The sequence below is a fragment of the Streptomyces sp. NPDC044719 genome, from assembly GCF_056433405.1.
Window position 1 is genome coordinate 605,135 of the sequence record NZ_JBWKHE010000001.1, and the last position, 20,821, is coordinate 625,955.

22 protein-coding genes are annotated in these 20,821 nt (G+C 71.2%); 9 read left to right on the plus strand and 13 right to left on the minus strand.

Annotation, left to right across the window (positions count from 1 at the left end; all coding sequences use genetic code 11):
* Positions 1–92 precede the first annotated feature (92 nt).
* On the minus strand, positions 93–1,019 hold the full coding sequence (locus AC07DF_RS02880; protein WP_478966305.1) for a helix-turn-helix domain-containing protein: 927 nt from the start codon (positions 1,017–1,019) through the stop codon (positions 93–95).
* A gap of 179 nt (positions 1,020–1,198) precedes the next feature.
* Between AC07DF_RS02880 and AC07DF_RS02885 the strand changes: the two genes are divergently transcribed.
* The 3 genes from AC07DF_RS02885 (at position 1,199) to AC07DF_RS02895 (ending at position 3,570) form a co-directional block, all read left to right on the plus strand.
* Positions 1,199–2,239 carry an NAD(P)-dependent alcohol dehydrogenase gene (locus AC07DF_RS02885; RefSeq protein WP_478966306.1) on the plus strand — a complete coding sequence of 347 codons (1,041 nt, stop codon included), beginning with the start codon at positions 1,199–1,201 and terminating at the stop codon, positions 2,237–2,239.
* An 87-nt stretch (positions 2,240–2,326) separates the two neighbouring features.
* Positions 2,327–2,710, plus strand: a complete 384-nt coding sequence (locus AC07DF_RS02890) for a VOC family protein (RefSeq protein WP_454361473.1) — start codon at positions 2,327–2,329, stop codon at positions 2,708–2,710.
* Positions 2,711–2,808: 98 nt separating this feature from the next.
* Entirely contained in the window at positions 2,809–3,570 is a 762-nt protein-coding gene (locus AC07DF_RS02895) for an SDR family oxidoreductase (protein WP_478966309.1), read from the plus strand.
* 13 nt (positions 3,571–3,583) lie between these two features.
* Here the strand turns inward: AC07DF_RS02895 and AC07DF_RS02900 are convergent, their stop codons facing one another.
* The 5 genes from AC07DF_RS02900 to AC07DF_RS02920 all read right to left on the minus strand — a co-directional run bounded on the left by AC07DF_RS02900 (position 3,584) and on the right by AC07DF_RS02920 (position 8,495).
* The gene (locus AC07DF_RS02900; RefSeq protein ID WP_478966311.1) at positions 3,584–4,525 is read right to left on the minus strand and encodes a DUF5829 family protein; all 942 of its coding nucleotides are present in this window, start codon (positions 4,523–4,525) and stop codon (positions 3,584–3,586) included.
* A gap of 66 nt (positions 4,526–4,591) precedes the next feature.
* Complete coding sequence (locus AC07DF_RS02905; protein ID WP_478966313.1) at positions 4,592–5,278, minus strand: DUF4389 domain-containing protein; 687 nt, start codon at positions 5,276–5,278, stop codon at positions 4,592–4,594.
* Between the two features lie 138 nt (positions 5,279–5,416).
* Positions 5,417–6,523 carry an AI-2E family transporter gene (locus tag AC07DF_RS02910; protein ID WP_478967567.1) on the minus strand — a complete coding sequence of 369 codons (1,107 nt, stop codon included), beginning with the start codon at positions 6,521–6,523 and terminating at the stop codon, positions 5,417–5,419.
* Positions 6,524–6,612: 89 nt separating this feature from the next.
* Positions 6,613–7,281 (minus strand): peptide-methionine (S)-S-oxide reductase MsrA, encoded by a 669-nt coding sequence (msrA, locus tag AC07DF_RS02915; protein WP_478966315.1) that lies wholly within the window; start codon positions 7,279–7,281, stop codon positions 6,613–6,615.
* Between the two features lie 95 nt (positions 7,282–7,376).
* On the minus strand, positions 7,377–8,495 hold the full coding sequence (locus tag AC07DF_RS02920; protein ID WP_478966317.1) for a hypothetical protein: 1,119 nt from the start codon (positions 8,493–8,495) through the stop codon (positions 7,377–7,379).
* Positions 8,496–8,658: 163 nt separating this feature from the next.
* Between AC07DF_RS02920 and AC07DF_RS02925 the strand changes: the two genes are divergently transcribed.
* Positions 8,659–9,822: a cystathionine gamma-synthase gene (locus AC07DF_RS02925; RefSeq protein ID WP_478966319.1), complete on the plus strand. Its 1,164-nt coding sequence runs from the start codon at positions 8,659–8,661 to the stop codon at positions 9,820–9,822.
* 42 nt (positions 9,823–9,864) lie between these two features.
* Here the strand turns inward: AC07DF_RS02925 and AC07DF_RS02930 are convergent, their stop codons facing one another.
* The 3 genes from AC07DF_RS02930 to AC07DF_RS02940 form a co-directional block, all read right to left on the minus strand.
* Positions 9,865–10,113 (minus strand): hypothetical protein, encoded by a 249-nt coding sequence (locus AC07DF_RS02930; protein ID WP_478966320.1) that lies wholly within the window; start codon positions 10,111–10,113, stop codon positions 9,865–9,867.
* Positions 10,114–10,138: 25 nt separating this feature from the next.
* Positions 10,139–10,642 carry a sigma factor-like helix-turn-helix DNA-binding protein gene (locus AC07DF_RS02935; RefSeq protein WP_478966322.1) on the minus strand — a complete coding sequence of 168 codons (504 nt, stop codon included), beginning with the start codon at positions 10,640–10,642 and terminating at the stop codon, positions 10,139–10,141.
* Between the two features lie 123 nt (positions 10,643–10,765).
* Positions 10,766–11,272 (minus strand): MarR family winged helix-turn-helix transcriptional regulator, encoded by a 507-nt coding sequence (locus AC07DF_RS02940; protein ID WP_478967569.1) that lies wholly within the window; start codon positions 11,270–11,272, stop codon positions 10,766–10,768.
* A 164-nt stretch (positions 11,273–11,436) separates the two neighbouring features.
* Here AC07DF_RS02940 and ilvA point away from each other — a divergent pair, with 164 nt between their 5' ends.
* From ilvA to AC07DF_RS02955, 3 genes are all read left to right on the plus strand, one after another.
* On the plus strand, positions 11,437–12,666 hold the full coding sequence (gene ilvA / locus AC07DF_RS02945; protein WP_478966324.1) for a threonine ammonia-lyase: 1,230 nt from the start codon (positions 11,437–11,439) through the stop codon (positions 12,664–12,666).
* A gap of 148 nt (positions 12,667–12,814) precedes the next feature.
* Positions 12,815–13,852, plus strand: coding sequence for an ATP-binding cassette domain-containing protein (locus tag AC07DF_RS02950; RefSeq protein ID WP_478966325.1), 1,038 nt, complete (start codon positions 12,815–12,817; stop codon positions 13,850–13,852).
* Complete coding sequence (locus AC07DF_RS02955) at positions 13,849–14,706, plus strand: ABC transporter permease (RefSeq protein WP_376386212.1); 858 nt, start codon at positions 13,849–13,851, stop codon at positions 14,704–14,706. Before AC07DF_RS02950 ends, AC07DF_RS02955 begins: the two co-directional genes overlap by 4 nt.
* Before the next feature lie 55 nt (positions 14,707–14,761).
* Here AC07DF_RS02955 and greA read toward each other — a convergent pair whose 3' ends face one another.
* A complete protein-coding gene (gene greA / locus AC07DF_RS02960) occupies positions 14,762–15,259 on the minus strand; it encodes a transcription elongation factor GreA (protein ID WP_478966327.1) in 498 nt (165 codons plus the stop codon).
* A gap of 179 nt (positions 15,260–15,438) precedes the next feature.
* Positions 15,439–15,837, minus strand: coding sequence for a DUF4307 domain-containing protein (locus AC07DF_RS02965; protein ID WP_478966329.1), 399 nt, complete (start codon positions 15,835–15,837; stop codon positions 15,439–15,441).
* 147 nt (positions 15,838–15,984) lie between these two features.
* Between AC07DF_RS02965 and mca the strand changes: the two genes are divergently transcribed.
* A complete protein-coding gene (gene mca, locus AC07DF_RS02970) occupies positions 15,985–16,866 on the plus strand; it encodes a mycothiol conjugate amidase Mca (RefSeq protein ID WP_399026341.1) in 882 nt (293 codons plus the stop codon).
* Positions 16,859–17,152 carry a hypothetical protein gene (locus tag AC07DF_RS02975; RefSeq protein ID WP_478966332.1) on the plus strand — a complete coding sequence of 98 codons (294 nt, stop codon included), beginning with the start codon at positions 16,859–16,861 and terminating at the stop codon, positions 17,150–17,152. The genes mca and AC07DF_RS02975 overlap by 8 nt, the downstream gene beginning before the upstream one ends.
* A gap of 32 nt (positions 17,153–17,184) precedes the next feature.
* Here the strand turns inward: AC07DF_RS02975 and AC07DF_RS02980 are convergent, their stop codons facing one another.
* Both AC07DF_RS02980 and AC07DF_RS02985 read right to left on the minus strand, forming a co-directional pair.
* The gene (locus AC07DF_RS02980) at positions 17,185–17,394 is read right to left on the minus strand and encodes a hypothetical protein (RefSeq protein WP_478966334.1); all 210 of its coding nucleotides are present in this window, start codon (positions 17,392–17,394) and stop codon (positions 17,185–17,187) included.
* A 120-nt stretch (positions 17,395–17,514) separates the two neighbouring features.
* Positions 17,515–20,715 carry a tetratricopeptide repeat protein gene (locus AC07DF_RS02985; RefSeq protein WP_478966335.1) on the minus strand — a complete coding sequence of 1,067 codons (3,201 nt, stop codon included), beginning with the start codon at positions 20,713–20,715 and terminating at the stop codon, positions 17,515–17,517.
* Positions 20,716–20,821: the final 106 nt, after the last annotated feature.

Genomic DNA, 20,821 nt, shown 5'->3' on the forward strand with positions numbered 1-20,821 from the left:
GCGGCCGTTAGCGGACGGCCCGCCGGAAGCCTCGGCTCCCGGCGGGCCGTTCGTGTGTGCAGGCCTGTGTCAGGCCGGTGTGTCAGGCGGTGTCAGGCCGGTGGGGCCGAGCTTTCGGCCCCCGCACGGGTCGCGTCCGCCCCCCAGCTCGCCAGCAGGCGCAGCGCCTCGGCCGACGGGGTGCCCGGTTCCGCGTGGTACGTGATCAGGGACTGTTCCGAGTCGTCGATCAGGCGGAACGTCTCGAAGGAGAGCGTGAGGTCGCCGACCAGGGGGTGGCGCAGGCGCTTGACGCCGTAGCTCTTCTCCTTGACGTCGTGGGCGGCCCAGAGGCGGCGGAACTCCTCGCTCTTCACCGACAGTTCGCCGATCAGCGCCGACAGCTGCGGGTCGTCCGGGTGGCAGCCCGCGTCCATGCGCAGATAGCCGACCATGTCCTTGGCCTTCTGGTCCCACTCGACGAACAGGTCGCGGTACCCGGGCCGCAGAAACACCAGCCGCGCCCAGTTCCGCTCCGGCGCCGGCAGCTCCGCCCAGTCACCGAAGAGGGCCGCGGCCATCCGGTTCCAGGCCAGGACGTCCGAGCGGCGCCCGACGATGTACGCCGGGACGGTGTCGATCGAGTCCAGCAGATGCCGCAGCGTCGGCCGCACCTGCTGGCTGCGTGCCACCGGCTTCTTCTTGTGCTGCTTCGGCTTCGCCAGGTGCGTCAGGTGGGCGTGCTCGGCGTCGCTCAGCCGCAGGGCGCGCGCGATCGCGTCCAGCACCTCCGCCGAGACGTTGCGCCCGTTGCCCTGCTCCAGCCGTGTGTAGTACGCCACGGACACCCCGGCCAGCTGAGCCAGCTCCTCGCGGCGCAGCCCCGGCACGCGCCGCCGCCCGAAGTCGGGCAGTCCCACGTCCTCCGGCTTCAGCCGGGCACGCCGGGTGCGCAGGAACTCACTGAGCTCGGCACGCCGGTCCAGGCCCCCGCCGGACTGTGCTGCGGGCTCCTGTACGGGTTCGGGCTGTTCGTCCATGCCCTCCAGTATTCACGGTCGTACGCACACGAGCCTGACCCCGCCAGTGGTACGCACCGTGTGCGTACGCAAAACCGTGGTCTGGGTAGACGCTCGCGTTTTTGGCACGGTGGTGATCGTGCCCGGTCAGAAGATCCAGAAGGCAGCCGGGCACGGAACCCCGCTAGGAGAACCCCGGCATGACCACTGTCGCCGCGTACGCCGCACCCGCCCCCAAGGCTCCGCTGGAGCGCACCACCATCGAGCGCCGTGAGGTGCGCGAGTTCGATGTCCTGATCGACATCCAGTTCGCCGGTATCTGTCACTCCGACATCCACCAGGCCCGCGAGGGCTGGGGCGAGGCGATCTTCCCGATGGTCCCCGGCCACGAGATCGCCGGTGTCGTCACCGAGGTCGGCCCGGGCGTGACGAAGTTCGCCGTCGGCGACCGCGTGGGCGTCGGCTGCATGGTCGACTCCTGCCGCGAGTGCGAGAACTGCAAGGCCGGCCGCGAGCAGTACTGCGTCGAGGGCAACGTCCAGACGTACAACGGCATCGGCCGCGACGGCGAGCCCACCTACGGTGGCTACTCGCAGAAGGTCGTCGTCGACGAGAACTTCGTCGTCGGCATCCCCGACGGCCTCTCCCTCGACGTCGCCGCGCCCCTGCTGTGCGCCGGCATCACCCTCTACTCCCCGCTCAAGCGCTTCGGCGCCGGCCCGGGCAAGAAGGTCGCGATCCTCGGCCTGGGCGGCCTCGGCCACATGGGCGTGAAGATCGCCCACGCCCTCGGCGCCGAGGTGACCGTGCTGTCGCAGTCCCTGCGCAAGCAGGAGGACGGCCTGCGGCTGGGCGCCGACCACTACTACGCCACCAGCGACCCGAAGACCTTCGAGGAGCTGGCCGGCACGTTCGACCTGATCGTGTCCACGGTGTCGGCCCCGCTGGACTTCAACGCCTACCTGGCGCTGCTGAAGCCGGAGGGCACGCTGGCCAACGTTGGCGCGCCCGAGGAGCCGATCTCCCTCAACCTGTTCTCGGTGATCGGCGGCGGCAAGTCGCTCGCCGGTTCCATGATCGGCGGTATCGCCGAGACCCAGGAGATGCTGGACTTCTGCGCCGAGCACGGCCTCGGTGCCGAGATCGAGCTGATCCGCGGTGACCAGATCAACGAGGCGTACGAGCGGGTGCTGGGCAGCGATGTGCGGTACCGGTTCGTGATCGACACGGCGACGATCTGAGCCTGACCATCAGGGGCCCCGGCGCACGTTGATCATGCGCCGGGGCCCTCGGCGTTGAGTATCGTGGATCGGGAGGGGAGGCCCACCATGACCGTGCAGCTGAACCACACCATCGTCGTCGCGCACGACAAGCGCGCCTCGGCCCGGTTCCTCGCCGACATCCTGGGACTCGACGTGAGCCCGCCCTACGGCCCGTTCCTCCCGGTCGAGATCCCCAACGGTGTGACGCTCGACTACATGGACAGCCCCGGCGCCATCACGCCGCAGCACTACGCCTTCCTCGTCTCGGAGGACGAGTTCGACGTGATCTTCGGCCGTATCCAGGAGGCCGGTCTGACGTACTGGGCGGACCCGTTCCACAGCCGCCCCGGCGAGATCAACCACAACGACGGCGGCCGGGGCGCGTACTTCGACGACCCCGACGGCCACCGACTGGAGATCATCACGAGGCCGTACGGCAGCGGCGGCTGATCTTCCGGGCTCTGGGACCTCTCCGCCTGTCACATCTCCCCGCCGCCCTCCGTCATACCGGCGAAGGCGAATCGGAAGTCGAGAGTCGGGGAGTAGTCATGACGTCATCCATCCTGGTCACCGGCGGCACGGGCACCCTGGGCGGCCATGTCGTCCCGCTGCTGCGCGCGGTCGGCCACGAGGTGCGGATCCTCAGCCGGAACCCCCGCTCCGCCGCGGACGGCATCGCCTACGTCACCGGCGATCTGCTGAAGGACGAGGGCGTCGAGGCCGCTCTCGACGGGGCGGAGACCGTGCTGCATCTGGCGGGCGGTCCCAAGGGCGACGACGAGGCCACCCGCAATCTGGTGCGCGCCGCGTCCCGGGCCCGGGTGGGGCACCTGGTCTACATCTCGGTCATCGGGGCGGACCGGGTCCCGCTGGCCTGGATGCGGACGAAGCTGGAGTCGGAGCGGGCCGTCGCCGACTCGGGCATCCCGTGGACGACCCTGCGCGCCGCCCAGTTCCACGACCTCGCGCTGACCATGGTCGAGAAGATGGCGAAGCTGCCGGTGCTCCCGGTCCCCGGCGGCCTCCGGCTCCAGCCGGTCGACTCCCGCGAAGTCGCCGCCCGCCTCACGCAGATGACCCTCGGCGCCCCGGCCGGCCTCGTCCCCGACCTGACCGGGCCACAGGTCCACGGCCTCGCCGACCTGGCCCGGCCCTACCTCCGCCTCCGGGGGCGGCGCCGCCCGATGCTGCCGGTGCGCATCCCCGGCAAGGCGGGGCGGGCGTACCGGGCGGGGGCGAACCTCACCCTGCGGGGTGCGGAGGAGGGGAAGCGGACCTGGGAGGAGTTCCTGGCGGAGCGGCTGGGCTAGAGGGTTTCCGTGATCACCGGGGCGCGGGCCGGCCCTGGTCGCCGAAGGTCCACACGGCTCGCGGCCCCGGGCCGACGGCGAGGGTCGAGTGACCGATGCGCTCCTCGTGCCGGTACGCCACCGGCCGGTTCAGCGACATCTCGACCTGCCGGAGGCCCACCTGGTCGAGGGGCACGGTGTCGAAACGGAGGGTGGTGCCGCCGCCCTTCGCGACGACGCCCCCGTCCGCCAGGGAGCGCACGGCGAACCCGCCGGCCTTCAGCAGCGGCACCGTGTTGGCGAGGTCGCGTGCGGTCACCGCGAGCCGGATGCCGGTCACGTCCCGCATCAGGTGGTCGCGGTAGCCGTCGGGCAGATAGCGCTCCCGGCCCACGTCATCGGGGTGTGCCGCGGGCTCGGTGTTGCCGCGGGGGTCGGCGAAGTACTCCGGTCGGTACTCCATGCCCCAGGTGCCGAAGAGGTCGAACTGGTCGGTGGTGAAGACGGCGTCGAACCACGGCACGGGGACGCCGTCGCCGAAGTCGCGCGTCTGCCGGAACTCGACGGGGTCGCTGATCCCCTGCTCGCGCAGCCTCGCGAGCACCGTCACCAGGTCGCCCTTCCGCTCGGTCGAGATGCCCATGCCGGCGGAGCCGAGGGTGCCGTCCTTGCCGGGCAGGTCGCCGACGCCGAACAGTTCGAGGTAGGTCTCGCGCCCCATCAGATAGCGGCCGGTCCAGGTCTGCCCGCCGGAACCCGTCGTGGTCCGGACCTGGAAGTCGGCGAACTCGCGCAGATAGGCCGAGTGTTCGATGGCGTCGGCGGTCTCCCGGTCGAGGACGCCGTAGGCGTGGTTGTAGAACAGCAATTGCCGTCCGGCGTCTCCGGCCCGCGCCGAACTCACCCCGCCCTGGACCGCCCCCGCGAGGGCCAGAGTGACGACCATGATCACCTGTAACGCTCGTCTGAGAACCATGCGAAGGAGCGTAGAGCGGGAGGAATCGGTTCCGCTCGGGATTCCGGCGCTGCCCGGGGCTCCTTGTCAGGGACCCTTGGCCAAGGGCCCTTGGCCGGGGGGCTCCTGCCCGCCCAGGTCGAGCCGGAACGGCGGGTACTGGTCGGTCATCAGGGCGGCGTAGGCGGTCACCCGCGCGCACCAGCGGGCGAGGCCCAGCAGGAAGTCGAAGAGGTGCCGTGGATAGCGGGCGGTGAACAGCAGGATGACCACCGCGACCAGGGAGAGCCACGTCATCAGCCCACCGCCCCGCCAGCCGCCCCCGTCGTGCCAGCCCGAGCCCCAGCCACCGCCCACGAACATCGCTACGACGATGTACTGCGGGATCGCCAGCAGCCACCACTTCACCAGGACCAGGCCGCGCGACAGCCGCTCGGGATAGACGACGTCGAAGCGCGCCGGATAGTCGGGCACGTCGGCGAGCGTGAACGGCGGGTACCGGTCGGTGCCGAGCGCGGTGTGTGCGTAGTAGCCGACCCGCCAGTTCCAGCGCAGCACGCCGACGCCGAAGTCGAAGAGGGACCGGGGGTACCGGGCGGTGAACAGGATGGCGAAGAACGCGATGACCGTCACGACGGCGAACGCGATCCACAGGAAGAACAGCACGATGTAGTGCGGAACGGCGAGCAGCCACTTCACCAGCCACAGCCATCGGGACAGCCGGGGGTCGACAGACGCCTCGATGCGCACGGGCGACGCGGTGACAGGGTTCATGTGGCGGTGCTCCTTTCGCCTGCAGATTCGCAAGCGAGGAGGAGCCACGCGACCTGGGCGGGGCCGTTCGCGCGTGCAGGACCGGTCGCGCGTCCAGGGCCGGTCGCGCGTCCAGGGCCGGTCGCGCGCCCGGGGCCGTTACGACGGCACGGGGGCGGTGGTGTCCGGCTCGTCGGTGCCGTCCGGTTCCCGTGGCGGGTCGCTGAGCTGCTCGCGCACGTAGTTCCACACCACCGCGATCAGCGCGGCGATGGGAACGGCGAGCAGACTGCCCACGATGCCGGCCAGACTGCCGCCCAACGTCACGGCCAGCAGCACCACGGCCGCGTGCAGCCCGAGCCCACGACTCTGGATCATGGGCTGGAAGACGTTCCCCTCGAGCTGCTGCACCACCACGATGATGGCCAGCACGATCAGCGCGTCCGTCAGGCCGTTGGAGACCAGCGCGATGAGGACCGCGACGAAACCGGCGAACAGGGCGCCGATGATCGGCACGAACGCGGAGACGAAGGTCAGCACCGCCAGCGGGAGCACCAGCGGCACGCCCAGGATCCACAGGCCCAGCCCGATCAGGACCGCGTCGAGCATGCCGACGGCCGCCTGGGACCGTACGAAGGAACCCAGGGTGGCCCAGCCGCGCGCGAACACGATCGGGACGTCGGTGGCGAACCGGCCCGGGAGCTGCCGGGACAGCCACGGGAGGAACTTCGGCCCGTCCTTGAGGAAGAAGAACATCAGGAACAGCGCGAGGACGGCGGTGACCACTCCGCTCACCACGGTGCTGACGCCCGTGACGACCGTGCCGACCATGCTGCCCACGCCCTCCTGGGCACGGGCGACCGCGGTGTCGAACGCCTTGTTGATCTGGGCGTCACCGATGTTCAACGGTGGCCCGGCGGCCCACTCGCGCAGCCTCTGGATGCCCTCGACCACACCGTCCGTCAGTTCACCGGACTGCGACGCCACCGGCACCGCGATCAGCGCCACGACGCCCCCCGCGACCAGCAGGAACAACACGGTCACGAGCGACGCGGCGAGCGCGGGCGGCCATCCGCGACGACGCAGGGCGCGGGCCGCGGGCCAGGTCAGCGTGGTCAGCAGCAGACCTACGACGAGCGGCCACACCACCGACCACATCCGGCCGAGCAGCCACAGAGACACGGCCAGCATCACAAGGACCAGCAGCAACTCCGCGGACACCCGCGCGGACAGACGCAGCGCGTGCCGGGCTTTCGCCGAACTCAGGGTCGAATTCAAGGGGGCAGTCACGGAGGCACCCTATTGCCAGGGAGCCCCCGTGTATTCAGTGGTACCGGGGTTCAGCCCTCGGGGGTTCAGCCCTCGGCCTTGGCCACACCGATCGGGCAGGACACGCCCGTGCCGCCGATGCCGCAGTAACCCGCCGGGTTCTTGTCCAGGTACTGCTGGTGGTAGCCCTCGGCCGGGTAGAAGGGGCGGTCCTGGGCGGGGGCGATCTCCGTGGTGATCTCGCCGTGGCCGGAGGACGTGAGGACCTTCTGGTAGGAGTCGCGGGAGGACTTGGCGATGGCCGCCTGCTCGGCGGTGTGGGTGTAGACCGCCGAGCGGTACTGCGTGCCCACGTCGTTGCCCTGGCGGAAGCCCTGCGTCGGGTCGTGGGACTCCCAGAACGTCTTCAGCAGGCGCTCGTACGAGATCAGCTTCGGGTCGAAGACCACGCGCACGACCTCCGTGTGGCCGGTCAGGCCCGAGCAGACCTCCTCGTAGGTGGGGTTCTCGGTGTGGCCGCCCTGGTAGCCGGCCAGGGTCGTCCACACTCCCGCCGGGAGCTGCCAGAACTTGCGCTCGGCGCCCCAGAAGCAGCCCAGGCCGAAGTCGGCGACCTCCAGGCCCTCCGGGTAGGGGCCGAGCAGGGGGTTGCCGAGGACGGTGTGGCGGTCGGGGACCGTGAACGCCGGGACCGGGCGGCCGGGCAGCGCCTGCTCGGGGGACGGCAGCTGGGGCGTACGGCTGTGCAGGAACATGCGGTCTCCAATCGGGGCGACGCCGCGCCGGGGCGACGCTCCCTACAACGTGCGGCGGCCGGGGGGAATTCCGGCCGGGGGCCCGGGGCCGTGCCTCAGTGCGGCAGGGTCGCCGGGCTGCCGCCGTTCGCCTCGTAGCCCGCCACCGCCAGCGCCCGGTACACCGCGAACTCCGCCGCCGGGTCCTCGGACAGGGTCCAGGGCAGGGCGCCCACGTGGCCGTCGATGTGTATCAGCTGGCTCATGGCCTCCGACCAGCGCTCGCTGCGGACCAGGAAGAAGACCAGCAGGTGCCGGGCGTGCGCCAGCATCGGGTCGTCGGGGCGGGCCGAGTGCACCGCGTGCAGCGCGCCGTGCACCGCCTTCGTGACGACCTCGGACTGCCAGAAGCTGCTGACCAGGGTCACCTCGGGGAGGTGCTCGAACACCGCGAAGAGGGGCATCGCCGCCAGCAGGGAGCCCTGGGGCGCGCGGGCCGCGGCGGCCTCGGCGAACGAGTACGCCAGCTCACGCGAGCCGTGCCACTTCTCGCACCAGTAGTGCAGCGCGGCCAGATGCGCTCCCATGTGCGCGGGGTCGCGGTCCAGGATCTTCAGCCAGAGCTGCTCGAAGTCCTTGCGGGAGTAGCCGAGCCCGCGGGCCACCGACAGCTCGACGATGTACGGAATCGGGTCGCCGGGGGAGAGCAGCGCCGCGTCGCCGCACGCCGACCTGGCCTCCTCCATGATGATCCGGAACTCGTCCGTCCCCGGCGTCGCCGTCCGCCACGCCTGCTGCACCAGGAACTCGGCCTGCACCGCCGCGCCACCCGCGTCCTTGGGCGCCTCGGCCCGCCACACCCGCAGCCACTGCCCGCCCGGCGCCTCGCCGACCCCGCCGGGCCGCTGCGCGAGCTCCAGCGAGGCGGCACCCGCGAAGGCCTGCACCCGCTGCCAGCGCCGCTCGCCCTCCGTCTCCGTGCCCGCGAGGAGCTGCTGCGCCGCGCGGTGGTCCTGCGAGCGCTGCACCACGTCCAGGACGTCCAGCAGGTCCTGGTCGGGGCCGGGCATGCGGATGTCGAGCTCCTCCTCGCGGACGAAGCCGTAGTTCGCCGGGTCCGCGGCGTCCGGGTGGTCGGGCGAGACCAGTCCGACCGCACCGCGCCTGCGCCGCAGGAAGGGGAGCAGCACGAAGCCCAGCATGACCAGCGCGATCAGGACCCAGAGAATCTCCATGCAACAAGCGAACCAGACCGCGCCGACAATTGGCCAACCTGCTCCCCGAACCTGTGGAAAACCGGGCCGAGCAGCCCTTGTGGCCCTGTGGAAAACCCGGTCACGGGCGCGCTTCGACTCGTACTCCGGCACTCTTCGCGTCGGCGCACTACCCTCGGTCCTCATGAGCGACAGGCAGATCAGTCAGCACTTCGAGACCCTCGCGATCCACGCGGGCAACACCGCCGACCCCCTGACGGGCGCGGTCGTCCCGCCGATCTACCAGGTCTCGACCTACAAGCAGGACGGCGTCGGCGGCCTGCGCGGCGGCTACGAGTACAGCCGCAGCGCCAACCCCACCAGGACCGCGCTGGAGGAGAACCTCGCCGCCCTGGAGGGCGGCCGCCGCGGTCTCGCGTTCGCGTCCGGGCTGGCGGCCGAGGACTGCCTGCTGCGTACGCTGCTCAGCCCCGGCGACCACGTGGTCATCCCCAACGACGCCTACGGCGGCACGTTCCGGCTGTTCGCCAAGGTCGTCGCCCGCTGGGGCGTGGAGTGGTCGGTCGCCGACACGAGCGACCCGGCGGCCGTACGGGCGGCCCTCACCCCGAAGACCAAGGCGGTGTGGGTGGAGACCCCCTCCAACCCGCTGCTCGGTATCACCGACATCGCCGCCGTCGCTCAGATCGCCCGGGACGCCGGCGCCCGCCTCGTCGTCGACAACACCTTCGCCACGCCCTACCTCCAGCAGCCGCTGGCGCTGGGCGCGGACGTCGTCGTGCACTCGCTTACCAAGTACATGGGCGGCCACTCGGACGTCGTCGGCGGCGCGCTGATCACCAGCGACGCCGACCTGGGCGAGGAACTGGCCTTCCACCAGAACGCGATGGGCGCCGTCGCCGGGCCCTTCGACTCCTGGCTGGTGCTGCGCGGCACCAAGACGCTCTCGGTCCGCATGGACCGGCACAGCGAGAACGCCGTCAAGGTCGCCGACATGCTCACCCGGCACGCGCGCGTGACGAGCGTGCTGTACCCGGGCCTGCCGGAGCACCCCGGCCATGAGATCGCCGCCAAGCAGATGAAGTCGTTCGGCGGCATGGTCTCGTTCCGTGTCGAGGGCGGCGAGGAGGCGGCCGTCGAGGTCTGCAACCGCGCCAAGGTGTTCACGCTGGGCGAGTCCCTGGGCGGCGTCGAGTCGCTCATCGAGCACCCCGGCCGCATGACGCACGCGTCCGCCGCCGGCTCGGCCCTCGAAGTCCCGGCCGACCTGGTGCGCCTGTCCGTCGGCATCGAGAACGCCGACGACCTGCTGGAAGACCTTCAGCAGGCGCTCGGCTGGATCGGCTGAAGCGGACCCGGCCCTCCCGGGGTCACCAGCCGGTCCAGCCGGTCACCAGCCGGTGAGGGGTGGAGTCGTGTTCGACGGCGGCTCCACCCAGGGGCGGGCCGTCAGCGCCCACACGGTGAACGCCACGGCCGCCGTGAGCAGCAGCAGCCACAGCACCCGGCGGGCCAGCGTCCTGCGCCGCAGTATGCGGCCGCCCCTGCGCACCGCCTCCGTGTGGATCTCGGGCGGCACGGGCCGCGGCGCCTGCTCCATCAGCCGCCGCGCGGTCGCCTCCCGGTCCTTCCCGCTCATGACGGCCTCCGGTCGCCGGAAGGGCTCATGACGGCACCGCCTTCGCGGCCGTCACCGCCGGTGCGGGTCCCCGCGGCCGGTGCAGCAGGGTCGACACCGCCCGGTGGCAGATGGCCCGTACGCGCTCCACGGACAGGCCGAGCAGGGCCGCCGTCTGCTCCTCGGCGACGCCCTCGTAGAGCCTGAGGACCAGGATCAGGCGTTCCTGCGGGGTGAGCGGCGCCAAGGGGCCGGCGGGGTGCGGGCGGGCGCGGCCGAGACCGCCGTAGTGGTGCCAGGTGCCGCGCGCGAAGCGGGTGGCGAGGTACTGGCGGGTGCGGTCGTACGGGTCCTCGCCGCGCAGCCGGTCCCAGCACGCGTACGTGTGCGCCAGGGACAGGGTCAGCAGACGCCGCGCGCGCGGGTTGTCGTCCGGGGCCTCGGCGGTGAGCAGGGTGGCGGTCTGCAGCAGCCGCCCCGCCGCGCCCGCGACGAACGCCTCGAACTCCCGGGCCCGACGGGCCGCCCGGGACGCATGCCGTTGTCGCATCGCGCCTCCCGCCCGCCGCGGCCCTGAAGTTGCGGGCCCGGCCGCGTACGCCTGTACGACAGGACCCGGTCTCATATCAGGCCAGGGTCGGCCCCGAGGTCAAGAGCCGCGCACGGCCGGGGCTCAGGACTGCGGCTGGGTCTCCGGCCCCGGCACGCCCGGCACCGCCATCCGGGCGGACAGCGCGCTGTTGAAGCGCGTGAGGAGCGAGCAGAACGCCTCGCGCTCCTCAGGGTCCCAGTCCTCGGTCAGCTCGGCCATCAACTGCCGCCGCGAGGAGCGCACTTCCTCCAGCCGGGCCTGCCCGCGCGGGGACAGCTGGAGCACCACCGCCCGTCCGTCCTCGGGGTGCGAGGTGCGCTTGACCAGGCCGGTGTCGACCAGCGGAGCCACCTGCCGGGTGACCGTGGACGAGTCGATCCCCATGCTCGCGGCGAGCGCCTTGACGCCCATCGGGCCTTCCTTGTCGAGACGGTTGAGCAGCAGGTACGCGGCGCGGTCCATGGAGTTGCGCACCTGCCCGACTCCGCCGAGCCGGGTCTGTTCGGCACGGCGGGCGAACAGCGCCACCTCGTGCTGCAGCGTGTCGAGAAGACCGGTGTCACCGACGGTCGTCATGTCCATCGACATTTCAGGTGTTGTGGGCATGGCCGGGGGCTCACTTCGTGGAGGGCTGGCTGATTGGGGGACAGGGTACGCGGCCGGGGGGCGGGTCGTACCGGCGCTTCACAAAGCGGGTCTCGGAGGTTGGTCACAACCGTCGTTCCCGCCTGTGAACTGCGATGCTGGGTGTCATGAGCTACAGCACGGCTGACTCCTTGCGCCCCGTCACCCTCGACGATGTGCGCGGCGCCCAGAAGATGCTGTCGGGTGTGGCGCGGGTGACCGCGATGGAAGGCAGCAGGCACCTCTCCCAGATGGTCGGCGCGCCGGTGCACCTCAAGTGCGAGAACCTCCAGCGGACCGGTTCCTTCAAGCTGCGCGGCGCATACGTCAGGATCGCGGGTCTGCTGCCCGAGGAGCGCGCCGCCGGTGTCGTCGCCGCGAGCGCCGGGAACCACGCGCAGGGCGTCGCGCTGGCGTCCTCGCTGCTCGGTGTGCGCTCCACGGTGTTCATGCCGAAGGGCGCCCCGCTGCCCAAGGTCAGCGCCACCCGGGACTACGGGGCCGAGGTGCGGCTGCACGGCCAGGTGGTCGACGAGACGCTGACCGCCGCCCAGGAGTACGCGGCCGAGACGGGCGCGGTGTTCATCCACCCCTTCGACCACCCCGACATCATCGCGGGCCAGGGCACGGTGGGCCTGGAGATCCTCGAGCAGTGCCCCGAGGCGCGCACGATCGTCGTCGGCATCGGCGGGGGCGGTCTCGCCGCCGGGATCGCGGTGGCGGTGAAGGCCCTGCGGCCCGACCTCAGGATCGTGGGCGTCCAGGCGGAGGGCGCGGCAGCTTACCCGCCCTCACTGGCGGCGGGACGGCCCGTGACGGTCGAGAACCCGGCGACGATGGCCGACGGCATCAAGGTCGGGCGGCCCGGCGACGTGCCGTTCGGCCTGGTCGGCGAGCTGGTCGACGAGGTGCGCACGGTCAGCGAGGACGAGCTGTCCGCCGCGCTGCTGCTGTGCCTGGAGCGGGCCAAGCTCGTCGTGGAGCCCGCCGGGGCGAGCCCGGTCGCGGCGCTGCTGAGCGAGCCGGGCGCCTTCGAGGGGCCGGTCGTCGCGGTGCTGTCGGGCGGCAACGTCGACCCGGTGCTGATGGAGCGGGTGCTGCGGCACGGCATGGCCGCGCAGGGCCGCTACCTGGCCGTCCGGCTGCGGCTGACCGACCGTCCCGGCGCTCTCGCCACACTTCTGGGCGTGTTGTCAGTGGTGGACGCTAACGTCCTCGATGTGAGCCATGTACGGACCGACCCACGGCTCGGGCTCACGGAGGCGGAGGTCGAGCTGCACCTGGAGACGAAGGGCCCGGCGCACTGCGTCGAGGTCGGCCGGGCGCTCCGCGAGGCGGGCTACACGGTCATGAACTGAGCCGCCGCCGGAGCCGGCCAAGATCCCTTTTTCTCACGGAACGCGACACCGACGAGACCTATTGTGAGACGCGATACATCGCGTTATGGTGTGTTCGTGCGAAGTATCAGTCATCTGTCCGGCGATCCCCGAAGACGTGGAGACTCATATGCCAGGCGCCATCTATGCCGAAGGTCTGGTCAAGACCTTCGGTGACGTCAAAGCCTTGGACGGTGTCGACCTCGATGTGCCCGAGGGCACGGTCCTGGGCCTGCTCGGGCCGAACGGCGCGGGCAAGACGACCGCCGTCCGTTGCCTGACCACCCTGCTGCGCCCCGACAGCGGACGGGCGGTCGTCGCGGGCATCGACGTGCTCAAGCAGCCCGACGCCGTCCGCCGCTCGATCGGCCTGTCCGGCCAGTTCGCGGCCGTCGACGAATACCTGACCGGCCGTGAGAACCTCCAGATGGTCGGCCAGCTCTACCAGATGAGGGCGAAGGCGGCGAAGGAGCGCGCGGTCGAGCTGCTGGAGCAGTTCCACCTCACGGACGCCGCCGACCGGCCCACCAAGACCTACTCCGGTGGCATGCGCCGCCGGCTCGACCTCGCGGCGGCCCTGGTCGTCTCGCCGCCCGTGATGTTCATGGACGAGCCGACGACCGGCCTCGACCCCCGCAACCGCCAGCAGCTGTGGGAGGTCATCAAGCAGCTGGTCTCCGGCGGTACGACGCTGCTGCTGACCACCCAGTACCTGGAAGAGGCCGACCACCTGGCGCACGACATCGCGGTCGTCGACCACGGCCGGGTCATCGCCCAGGGCACCTCCGACCAGCTCAAGGCCCGCACCGGCGGCGAGCGCGTCGAGGTCGTGGTGCATGAGCGTGAGCACATCCAGGCCGCCGTCGAGGTCCTCACCGGCTTCGGCAAGGGCGAGACCACGGTCGAGGAGCACATGCGCAAGCTGACCGCGCCCGTGACCGGCGGCGCCAAGCTCCTCGCCGAGGTCATCCGCGAACTGGACACCCGGGGCATCGAGATCGACGACATCGGCCTGCGCCGGCCGACCCTCGACGACGTCTTCCTGTCCCTGACGGGACATGTGGCCGAGGTCAAGGACGAGGAGAACGGCGCAGCGATCGACGAGAAGACCGGCAAGAAGACCGATAAGAAGACCGACCAGAAGATCGACAAGGAGGTCGCCAAGTGAGTGCCGTCACCGACGCCGTGCGGGTCGCGCCGGCAGCGAACCCGGTCAGCCAGTCGATCCGGGACTCCATGGTCGTTGCAAAACGCAATTTGATCAGAATGTCCCGCATTCCCGAAATGATTATCTACGGGCTGATCCAGCCCATCATGTTTGTGGTGCTGTTCACCTATGTCTTCGGCGGTTCCATGCAGATCGGCAGCAGCACCAGCGCTGTCGACTACAAGAACTTCCTGATGGCCGGCATCTTCGCGCAGACCGTCACGTTCGCCACGGCCAGCTCCGGCGCGGGCATCGCCGACGACATGCACAAGGGCCTCATCGACCGCTTCCGCTCCCTGCCCATGGCGCGCGGCGCGGTGCTCACCGGGCGCACCCTCGCCGACTCGGTGCAGACGGCCCTGACCCTGGTGGTGCTCGCGGTGGTCGCCCTCCTGGTGGGCTGGCGCGTCGGGTCGGACGGCAGCACGAACGCGGGCAAGGTGCTCGGGGCCTTCGGCCTGCTGCTCCTGCTGGGGTACGCGTTCACCTGGATCGGCGCCTTGATCGGCATGTCCGTCAGAACCCCCGAGGCGGCCACGTCCAGCGGGCTCATCTGGCTCTTCCCGGTCACGTTCATCTCGAACGCGTTCGTGGACACCAGCCACATGACCCCATGGCTGCGCCACATCGCCGAGTGGAATCCCTTCAGTGCCACGGTCCAGGCCTGCCGTGTGCTGTTCGCCAACCCGGGCCAGTCGCCGTCGGACGCCTGGCCCATGCAGCACCCCGTCTGGGCCTCGCTGATCTACTCGATCCTCATCCTGGTCGTCTTCCGGACGCTGGCGGTGCGCAAGTACCGGTCCGCGACGGCATGACAGTGCCCCCGGCACCGCAGCGACGCCGGGGGCAGGTCAAGGCTCGACGGTTGGTTCAGCCGTCGTACGGCTCGGCCTTGATGATCTTCACCGAGGCCTTCTTGCCGTTCGGCAGCTCGTACTCGGCGTCCTCGCCGACCTTGTGGCCGATCACGCCGGAGCCCAGCGGGGACTGCGGCGAGTACGTCTCGATGTCGGAGCTCGCGTATTCGCGTGAGGCGAGCAGGAACGTCAGCGTGTCGTCCTCGTCGCCGTCGAACGCGATCGTGACGACCATGCCGGGCGCCACCGCACCGTCCGCCGCGGGCGCCTCACCGACCTTCGCGCTCTCGAGGAGCTGGGTGAGCTGGCGCACACGGAGTTCCTGCTTGCCCTGTTCCTCCTTGGCCGCGTGGTACCCGCCGTTCTCACGCAGGTCGCCCTCCTCGCGCGCAGCGGCGATCTTCGCGGAGATCTCCGTTCGCGCGGGACCAGTAAGGTGCGCAAGCTCAGCCTTGAGCTTGTTGTACGCCTCCTGGGTCAGCCAGGTGACGTTCTCGCTGGTCTGGGTCACAGGTGCTCCTCGTAGGTACTGGGAATACAAAGCATCGCCCTACCCAGAAGAATGTTCCTTCACGGATGGGCGAAACCACGAGCCTAACAATTCAGGAGCAGAAGGGGGAGGACATAAGCCACCAGATTCACGTCAACGCAGGTCAGGCGCTACGTATTGCAGGTGACGTCCGTGCGGCCTCAGTCGGCCTGGCAGCCCTGCAGTTCGGCGGTCGTCCCGGGCGCGGTCGTGCGCAGGGTGAAGACCTTGTCGATGACGGTGGCGTCACTGTCGAAGCGCACTTCGGCCCGGCCCACCACGGAACCGTCCTCGGCCTGGGAGCGCACGGTGCAGTAGCCGGTGGCATCGGCGTCCTTGCGGACCTCCAGATGGACCTTCACTGATTCCTTGCCGGGCTCGAAGGTGATCACTTCGGCGCTGATCTCGTTCTGGACGACGTAGTGGTAGCCGAACCAGCCGACCAGTCCCAGCAGGGCCACCGAGAGGACAGCACCGATGATCTTGAGTTTGCGGTCGGCGCGCTCGTCCGAGGTGCGGCCGTAACGGCCCTCGGGCAGTCGCGTGCTCGCCGTACTCATGATCGTCCTCCAAGACAAGACCCGGGCGAGGGTCCCGGCAGGGCCCCGTGGCCCGGTCCCGGAATTATTCGCCTCCCGGTTCGGTCACTATAGAAGCCGCTGATTGCGCCGACGCACACAGGGCGCCGACTTACTGAGGATTGAGTCTTGACTGACCAGTTGCGACTGATGGCCGTGCACGCCCACCCCGACGACGAGTCGAGCAAGGGCGCGGCGACCATGGCGAAGTACGTGTCCGAGGGGGTGGACGTGCTGGTCGTGACCTGCACGGGCGGGGAGCGCGGCTCCATCCTCAATCCCAAGCTTCAGGGCGACAAGTACATCGAGGAGCACATCCACGAGGTACGCAAGAAGGAGATGGACGAGGCCCGGGAGATCCTCGGGGTCAAGCAGGAGTGGCTCGGCTTCGTCGACTCGGGGCTGCCCGAGGGCGACCCGCTGCCGCCGCTGCCGGAGGGCTGCTTCGCCCTGGAGGACGTCGACGTGGCGGCCGGTGAGCTGGTGCGGAAGATCCGCGCCTTCCGCCCCCAGGTGATCACCACCTACGACGAGAACGGCGGCTACCCGCACCCCGACCACATCATGACCCACAAGATCTCGATGGTCGCGTTCGAGGGGGCGGCGGACACCGAGAAGTACCCGGAGGACGAGTACGGCCCGGCGTACCAGCCGCTGAAGATGTACTACAACCAGGGCTTCAACCGTCCCCGCACCGAGGCGCTGCACCAGGCGATGCTGGACCGGGGGCTGGAGTCGCCGTACGGGGACTGGCTCAAGCGCTGGGACGAGTTCGGCATGAAGCAGCGCACGCTCACCACGCACGTGCCCTGCGCCGACTTCTACGAGATCCGCGACAAGGCGCTGATCGCGCACGCCACGCAGATCGACCCGGACGGGGGCTGGTTCCGGGTGCCGATGGACATCCAGAAGGAGGTCTGGCCCACGGAGGAGTACGAGCTGGCGAAGTCTCTCGCCGATACCTCCCTCCCCGAGGACGACCTCTTCGCGGGCGTCCGCGACAATGCCTGACATGAGCGCAAGCGCAAGCCTGGCAATGACGCACCTCGTCTCCTTCGCCAAGGAGGTCGACGAGGACAAGGTCACCCCCGGCGTCCTCGGCTTCATCGTCTTCGCGGCGATGGCCCTGGCGGTGTGGGCCCTGATGAAGTCCATGAGCCGCCACATGAACAGGGTCGACTTCACCCAGGTCCCGGACCCCAAGGCCGAGCAGGCGGAGTCCGAGCCGGAGCCGGAGTCGAAGGGTGCCGCCGAGAGCGCCGCAGGGGCCGCGAAGAAGCCGTCCGCGAACGGCTGACCACCCGTCGGCCGCTCGGCGGCAGCGCGCTGTCACCGGCTGTGGGCCGCCAGTGACAGCAGCGGGTGGGCCGTCTCCGGCTGGGCGGCCAGTGACAGCAGCGGGTGCGCCGTCTCCGGCCGCAGATGGCCGGAGTGCGCGCCCGCCGGGCCGTGCCCTCGGACGAGGACGTCGCTCGCGTCCACGCTGACGAAGCGGTGGTCGAGCGCGGCCAGGGGATGGGGCTCGGCGGGCGGCAGCATCCGGACCGCCGAGACCGGGGCCGGCCCGGTCCCGATACCCGCGTGGCCGACACCCGCCCACTTCTCGGCCCGCGGGTGCCAGAAGCCGGTGGCACGGTCGTGCCGGGAGTACGTGCCGCCTCACCCCTGTTCCGCCGGAACCACCACCCCCATCACCTCCCGCGCATGCCGGCTCGGGGTCATCCCCAGACCCCATGCCTGCCACCCGGACTCCAGACTCACGCCCCGTTCCAGCAGCAGCCCCCACGCGTCGATGTACTCGTCGAGCTTCTCGTCCCGCAGGGGATGGCCCGCGCGGGACAGCTGGGCCAGTTCCTCCTGGGCGACGGCGGTGCCGACCTCCGCGCCGCCCGGGGCCGCGTACGGCAGGAGGGTGCAGCGCAGGAAGCGGGCCCAGTCCTCGCCCCGGCGGTCGCCGTACGAGGTGAAGAGGTCGACGGCCTCGTCGCACAGGGCGAGTGCCTGCTGGGTGCGGGCGTTGCCCGCGTCCACGACGGCGAGTTCCAGGCAGGTCCACGCCTCGCCGTGGGCGACGCCGATGCGCTGGAAGTCGGCGCGGGCGTCCACCAGGAGCTGGCGGGCGAAGCCGGAGTTCCGCAAGGAGCCCGTCTGGGCGGCGCGCTGGTCGCGGGTGACGCGGGCCGAGTGGTGGCGGGCGCAGGCCAGGCCGTAGACGTCGCGCATGCGGGAGAACATCGTGCGGGAGCGTTCGAGTTCGCGGACCGCCTGGTCCAGGTTGCCCGTCTCCTCCAGGGCCTGGCCCAGGTAGTAGAGGGTCCAGGCCTCGCCGCGCGCGTCCTCGTTGTCGCGGTGCCGGGCGGCCGCGCCGCGCAGTTCCTCCACGGCCGGGGACGCGTCGCCGGCGACCAGCAGGGCCCGGGCCAGCTGGGTCAGGGCCCAGGCCTCGCCGCGGGCGTCGCGGGTACGGCCGTAGAGGTCGAGGGCCGCGCGCAGTTCGGACTCGGCGCGTGGGACGTCGCCCATGCGCAGGCCCAGCTGGCCGAGCTGGAAGTGGGCCCAGGCCTGGCCGTGCACCGACTCGCCTGCGCGGTGCAGGACAAGGGACTCGGTCAGCAGGTCCAGCGCCTCCGACACGCGGGCCCGGTCCCGCTCCACCGCCGCCAGGGCGTGCATCGTCCACGCCCGGTCCGTCGCCAGCTCGGCGGAGGACTGCAGGGCCAGGGCCTCGCGGAGCTTCGCCGACGCCTCCGTCAGATTGCCCTGGTGGTGCAGGGTGATGCCGAGGGAGCACAGGGCGCGGGCGGCCCCCGCGTCGTGGTGGGCCTCCCGGTAGAGGTCGACGACCGAGGCGAGGGTGGTGCGGGCCTTGTCGAGTTCGCCGAGCTGCCGCGCCGCGATGCCGGTGCGCCACTGCACCGAGCGCACCAGCAGTCCCTCGTCCACCGCCTGCGCCAGCTCGCTGATCTCGCCCAGCCGGTAGAGGTCGCCGCGCAGCAGGCAGTAGTCGCACAGGGCGCCCAGCAGGTTCAGGACCGCCGCCTGGTTCACGCCCTCGGCGTGCCGCAGCGCCGCCGTGATGAAGCTCGACTCGTCGTCCAGCCAGCGCAGCGCCTCGTCGAGGGAGGTGAAGCCGTACGGGCTGAAGCGGTTGGTGCGGGTCGACATGTTGCCGTCGACCATGCGTAGCACCGAGTCGGCCAGCTCGGCGTAGTTCACGATCAGCCGCTCCTGCGCCGCCGTGCGTTCGGCCGGTTCCTCCTCGTCGAGGAGACGGGCCTGGGCGAAGGCGCGGACCAGGTCGTGCAGCCGGTAGCGGTCGCCCCGGACGTGGTCGATCAGGCCCGCGCGGGTCAGGGCCTGCAGCTGCCGCTTCGCCTCCGCCTCGTCGGTGGCCAGCAGCGCGGCGGCCGCGGCGGCGCCGAGCGAGGCCCGCCCGGCCAGGGCCAGCCGGCGCAGCAGCCGCCGTACGGTGTCCGGCTGGTCGGTGTAGCGCAGCCACAGGGCGCGCTCCACCGGCTCGACCGGGCCGTACGCGCCGAGGTCCGTCGCCAGCGCGCGCGGGGAGCGCGGGCCGAGGCACGACCCCACGATGCGCAGCGCAAGCGGCAGCCCGCCGCACAGCTCCCGGACCCGGTCGGCGGACTCGGCGTCGTACGGCCCGGAACGGTCCTGCGCGGCGGCGCCCAGCAGTTCCTCCGCACCCGCCGCGTCCAGCGGCTCCACCGCCAGCTGATGGACGCGCGCGGGCAGGTCGTCCAGCTCCAGCGGGCCCCGCGCCGTCACCAGCACCAGGCTGTCGGACCGCTCCGGGACCAGGGCGCGGACCTGCTCGGCGTCCGAGGCGTCGTCCAGGACGACCGTGACGGGCAGGCCGGTCAGATGCTGGTGGTACAGCTCGCTCAGCCGCTTGACCTGCTGGTCGGGGGAGGAGCGCTCACGGAACAGCAGCTGCTCACGGGGCGCGCCGAGCCGGTTGAGCAGATGCAGCAGGGCGTCGCGGGTGGACAGCGGGGACCCGCCCGGGCCCTCGGCGCGCAGATCGACGACGCAGGCGCCGCGGAAGTAGTCCCGCAGATCATGCGTGGCCCGCACCGCGAGCGTCGTACGGCCGCTGCCGGGCGTGCCGTGCAGGACGACCACCGTCGGCTGGGTCTCCGTGTTCGCGCGGGCGGCCTGCACCCACTGCCGGATCTGCGCCAGCTCCGGCCGCCGTCCCGCGAACGGCTCCGCCGGATCCGGGAGCTGCGCGAAGGACTGCTCCAGCACATTGCGCCCGCGCGCCGCCGCGCTCTTGTCGGCGCCCCGCAGCCGTGGCCCGGTCTTCTTCGGCCCGGTGGAGGCGGCGAGCACCCGCTGCTGGTCCAGGAACGGCCGGATGCCCCGCACCTCCAGCGCCGTCAGCCACTGCAGCCGCAGCTGTTCCGGTCCGCCCGGCTGGCTCACGGCCCCGGCGCGGTGGTGCGCCGCCGGCAGATGGGAGCCGACCACCTTCACGACCGTCGCCGCGGCGCCCACGACCCCGACGGCCACGCCCGCGCCCAGTGCCGTCCCGGTGTCCGTACCGAGGGCCATGTCGGCGACGACGGCCGCGACCGCCGCGACCCCGGCCACCAGCAGCGGAGTCCCGGCGCCCTCACGGGCGTACCGCTGTCCGAAGGTGAGCTGTCCGGCCGCCGCCTCGTCGAGGGCGCGCGTGTAGGCCTCGTACTCCTCGGCCGCGCTCCGCGCCATCCCGTCGAGGCCCCCGCGCGCCCTCGCGAGCAGCACTTTTCCGTCGCTGCGCCCGCCGGTCCGCCGTACCTCCTCCTCCACGGCCCGCGCCAACAGCCCCTCGGCCTCCGCCCGATGACTGTCCCGCATGTCACGTCCCCCTCCGGCGGCAACGGCGTTCTCCGCGGTCACCTCGGTCGTGTTCTCGGTCGTTCCTTGGTCAAGTGTGCTGCGGACGGCGCATCGTTGCGAGGGG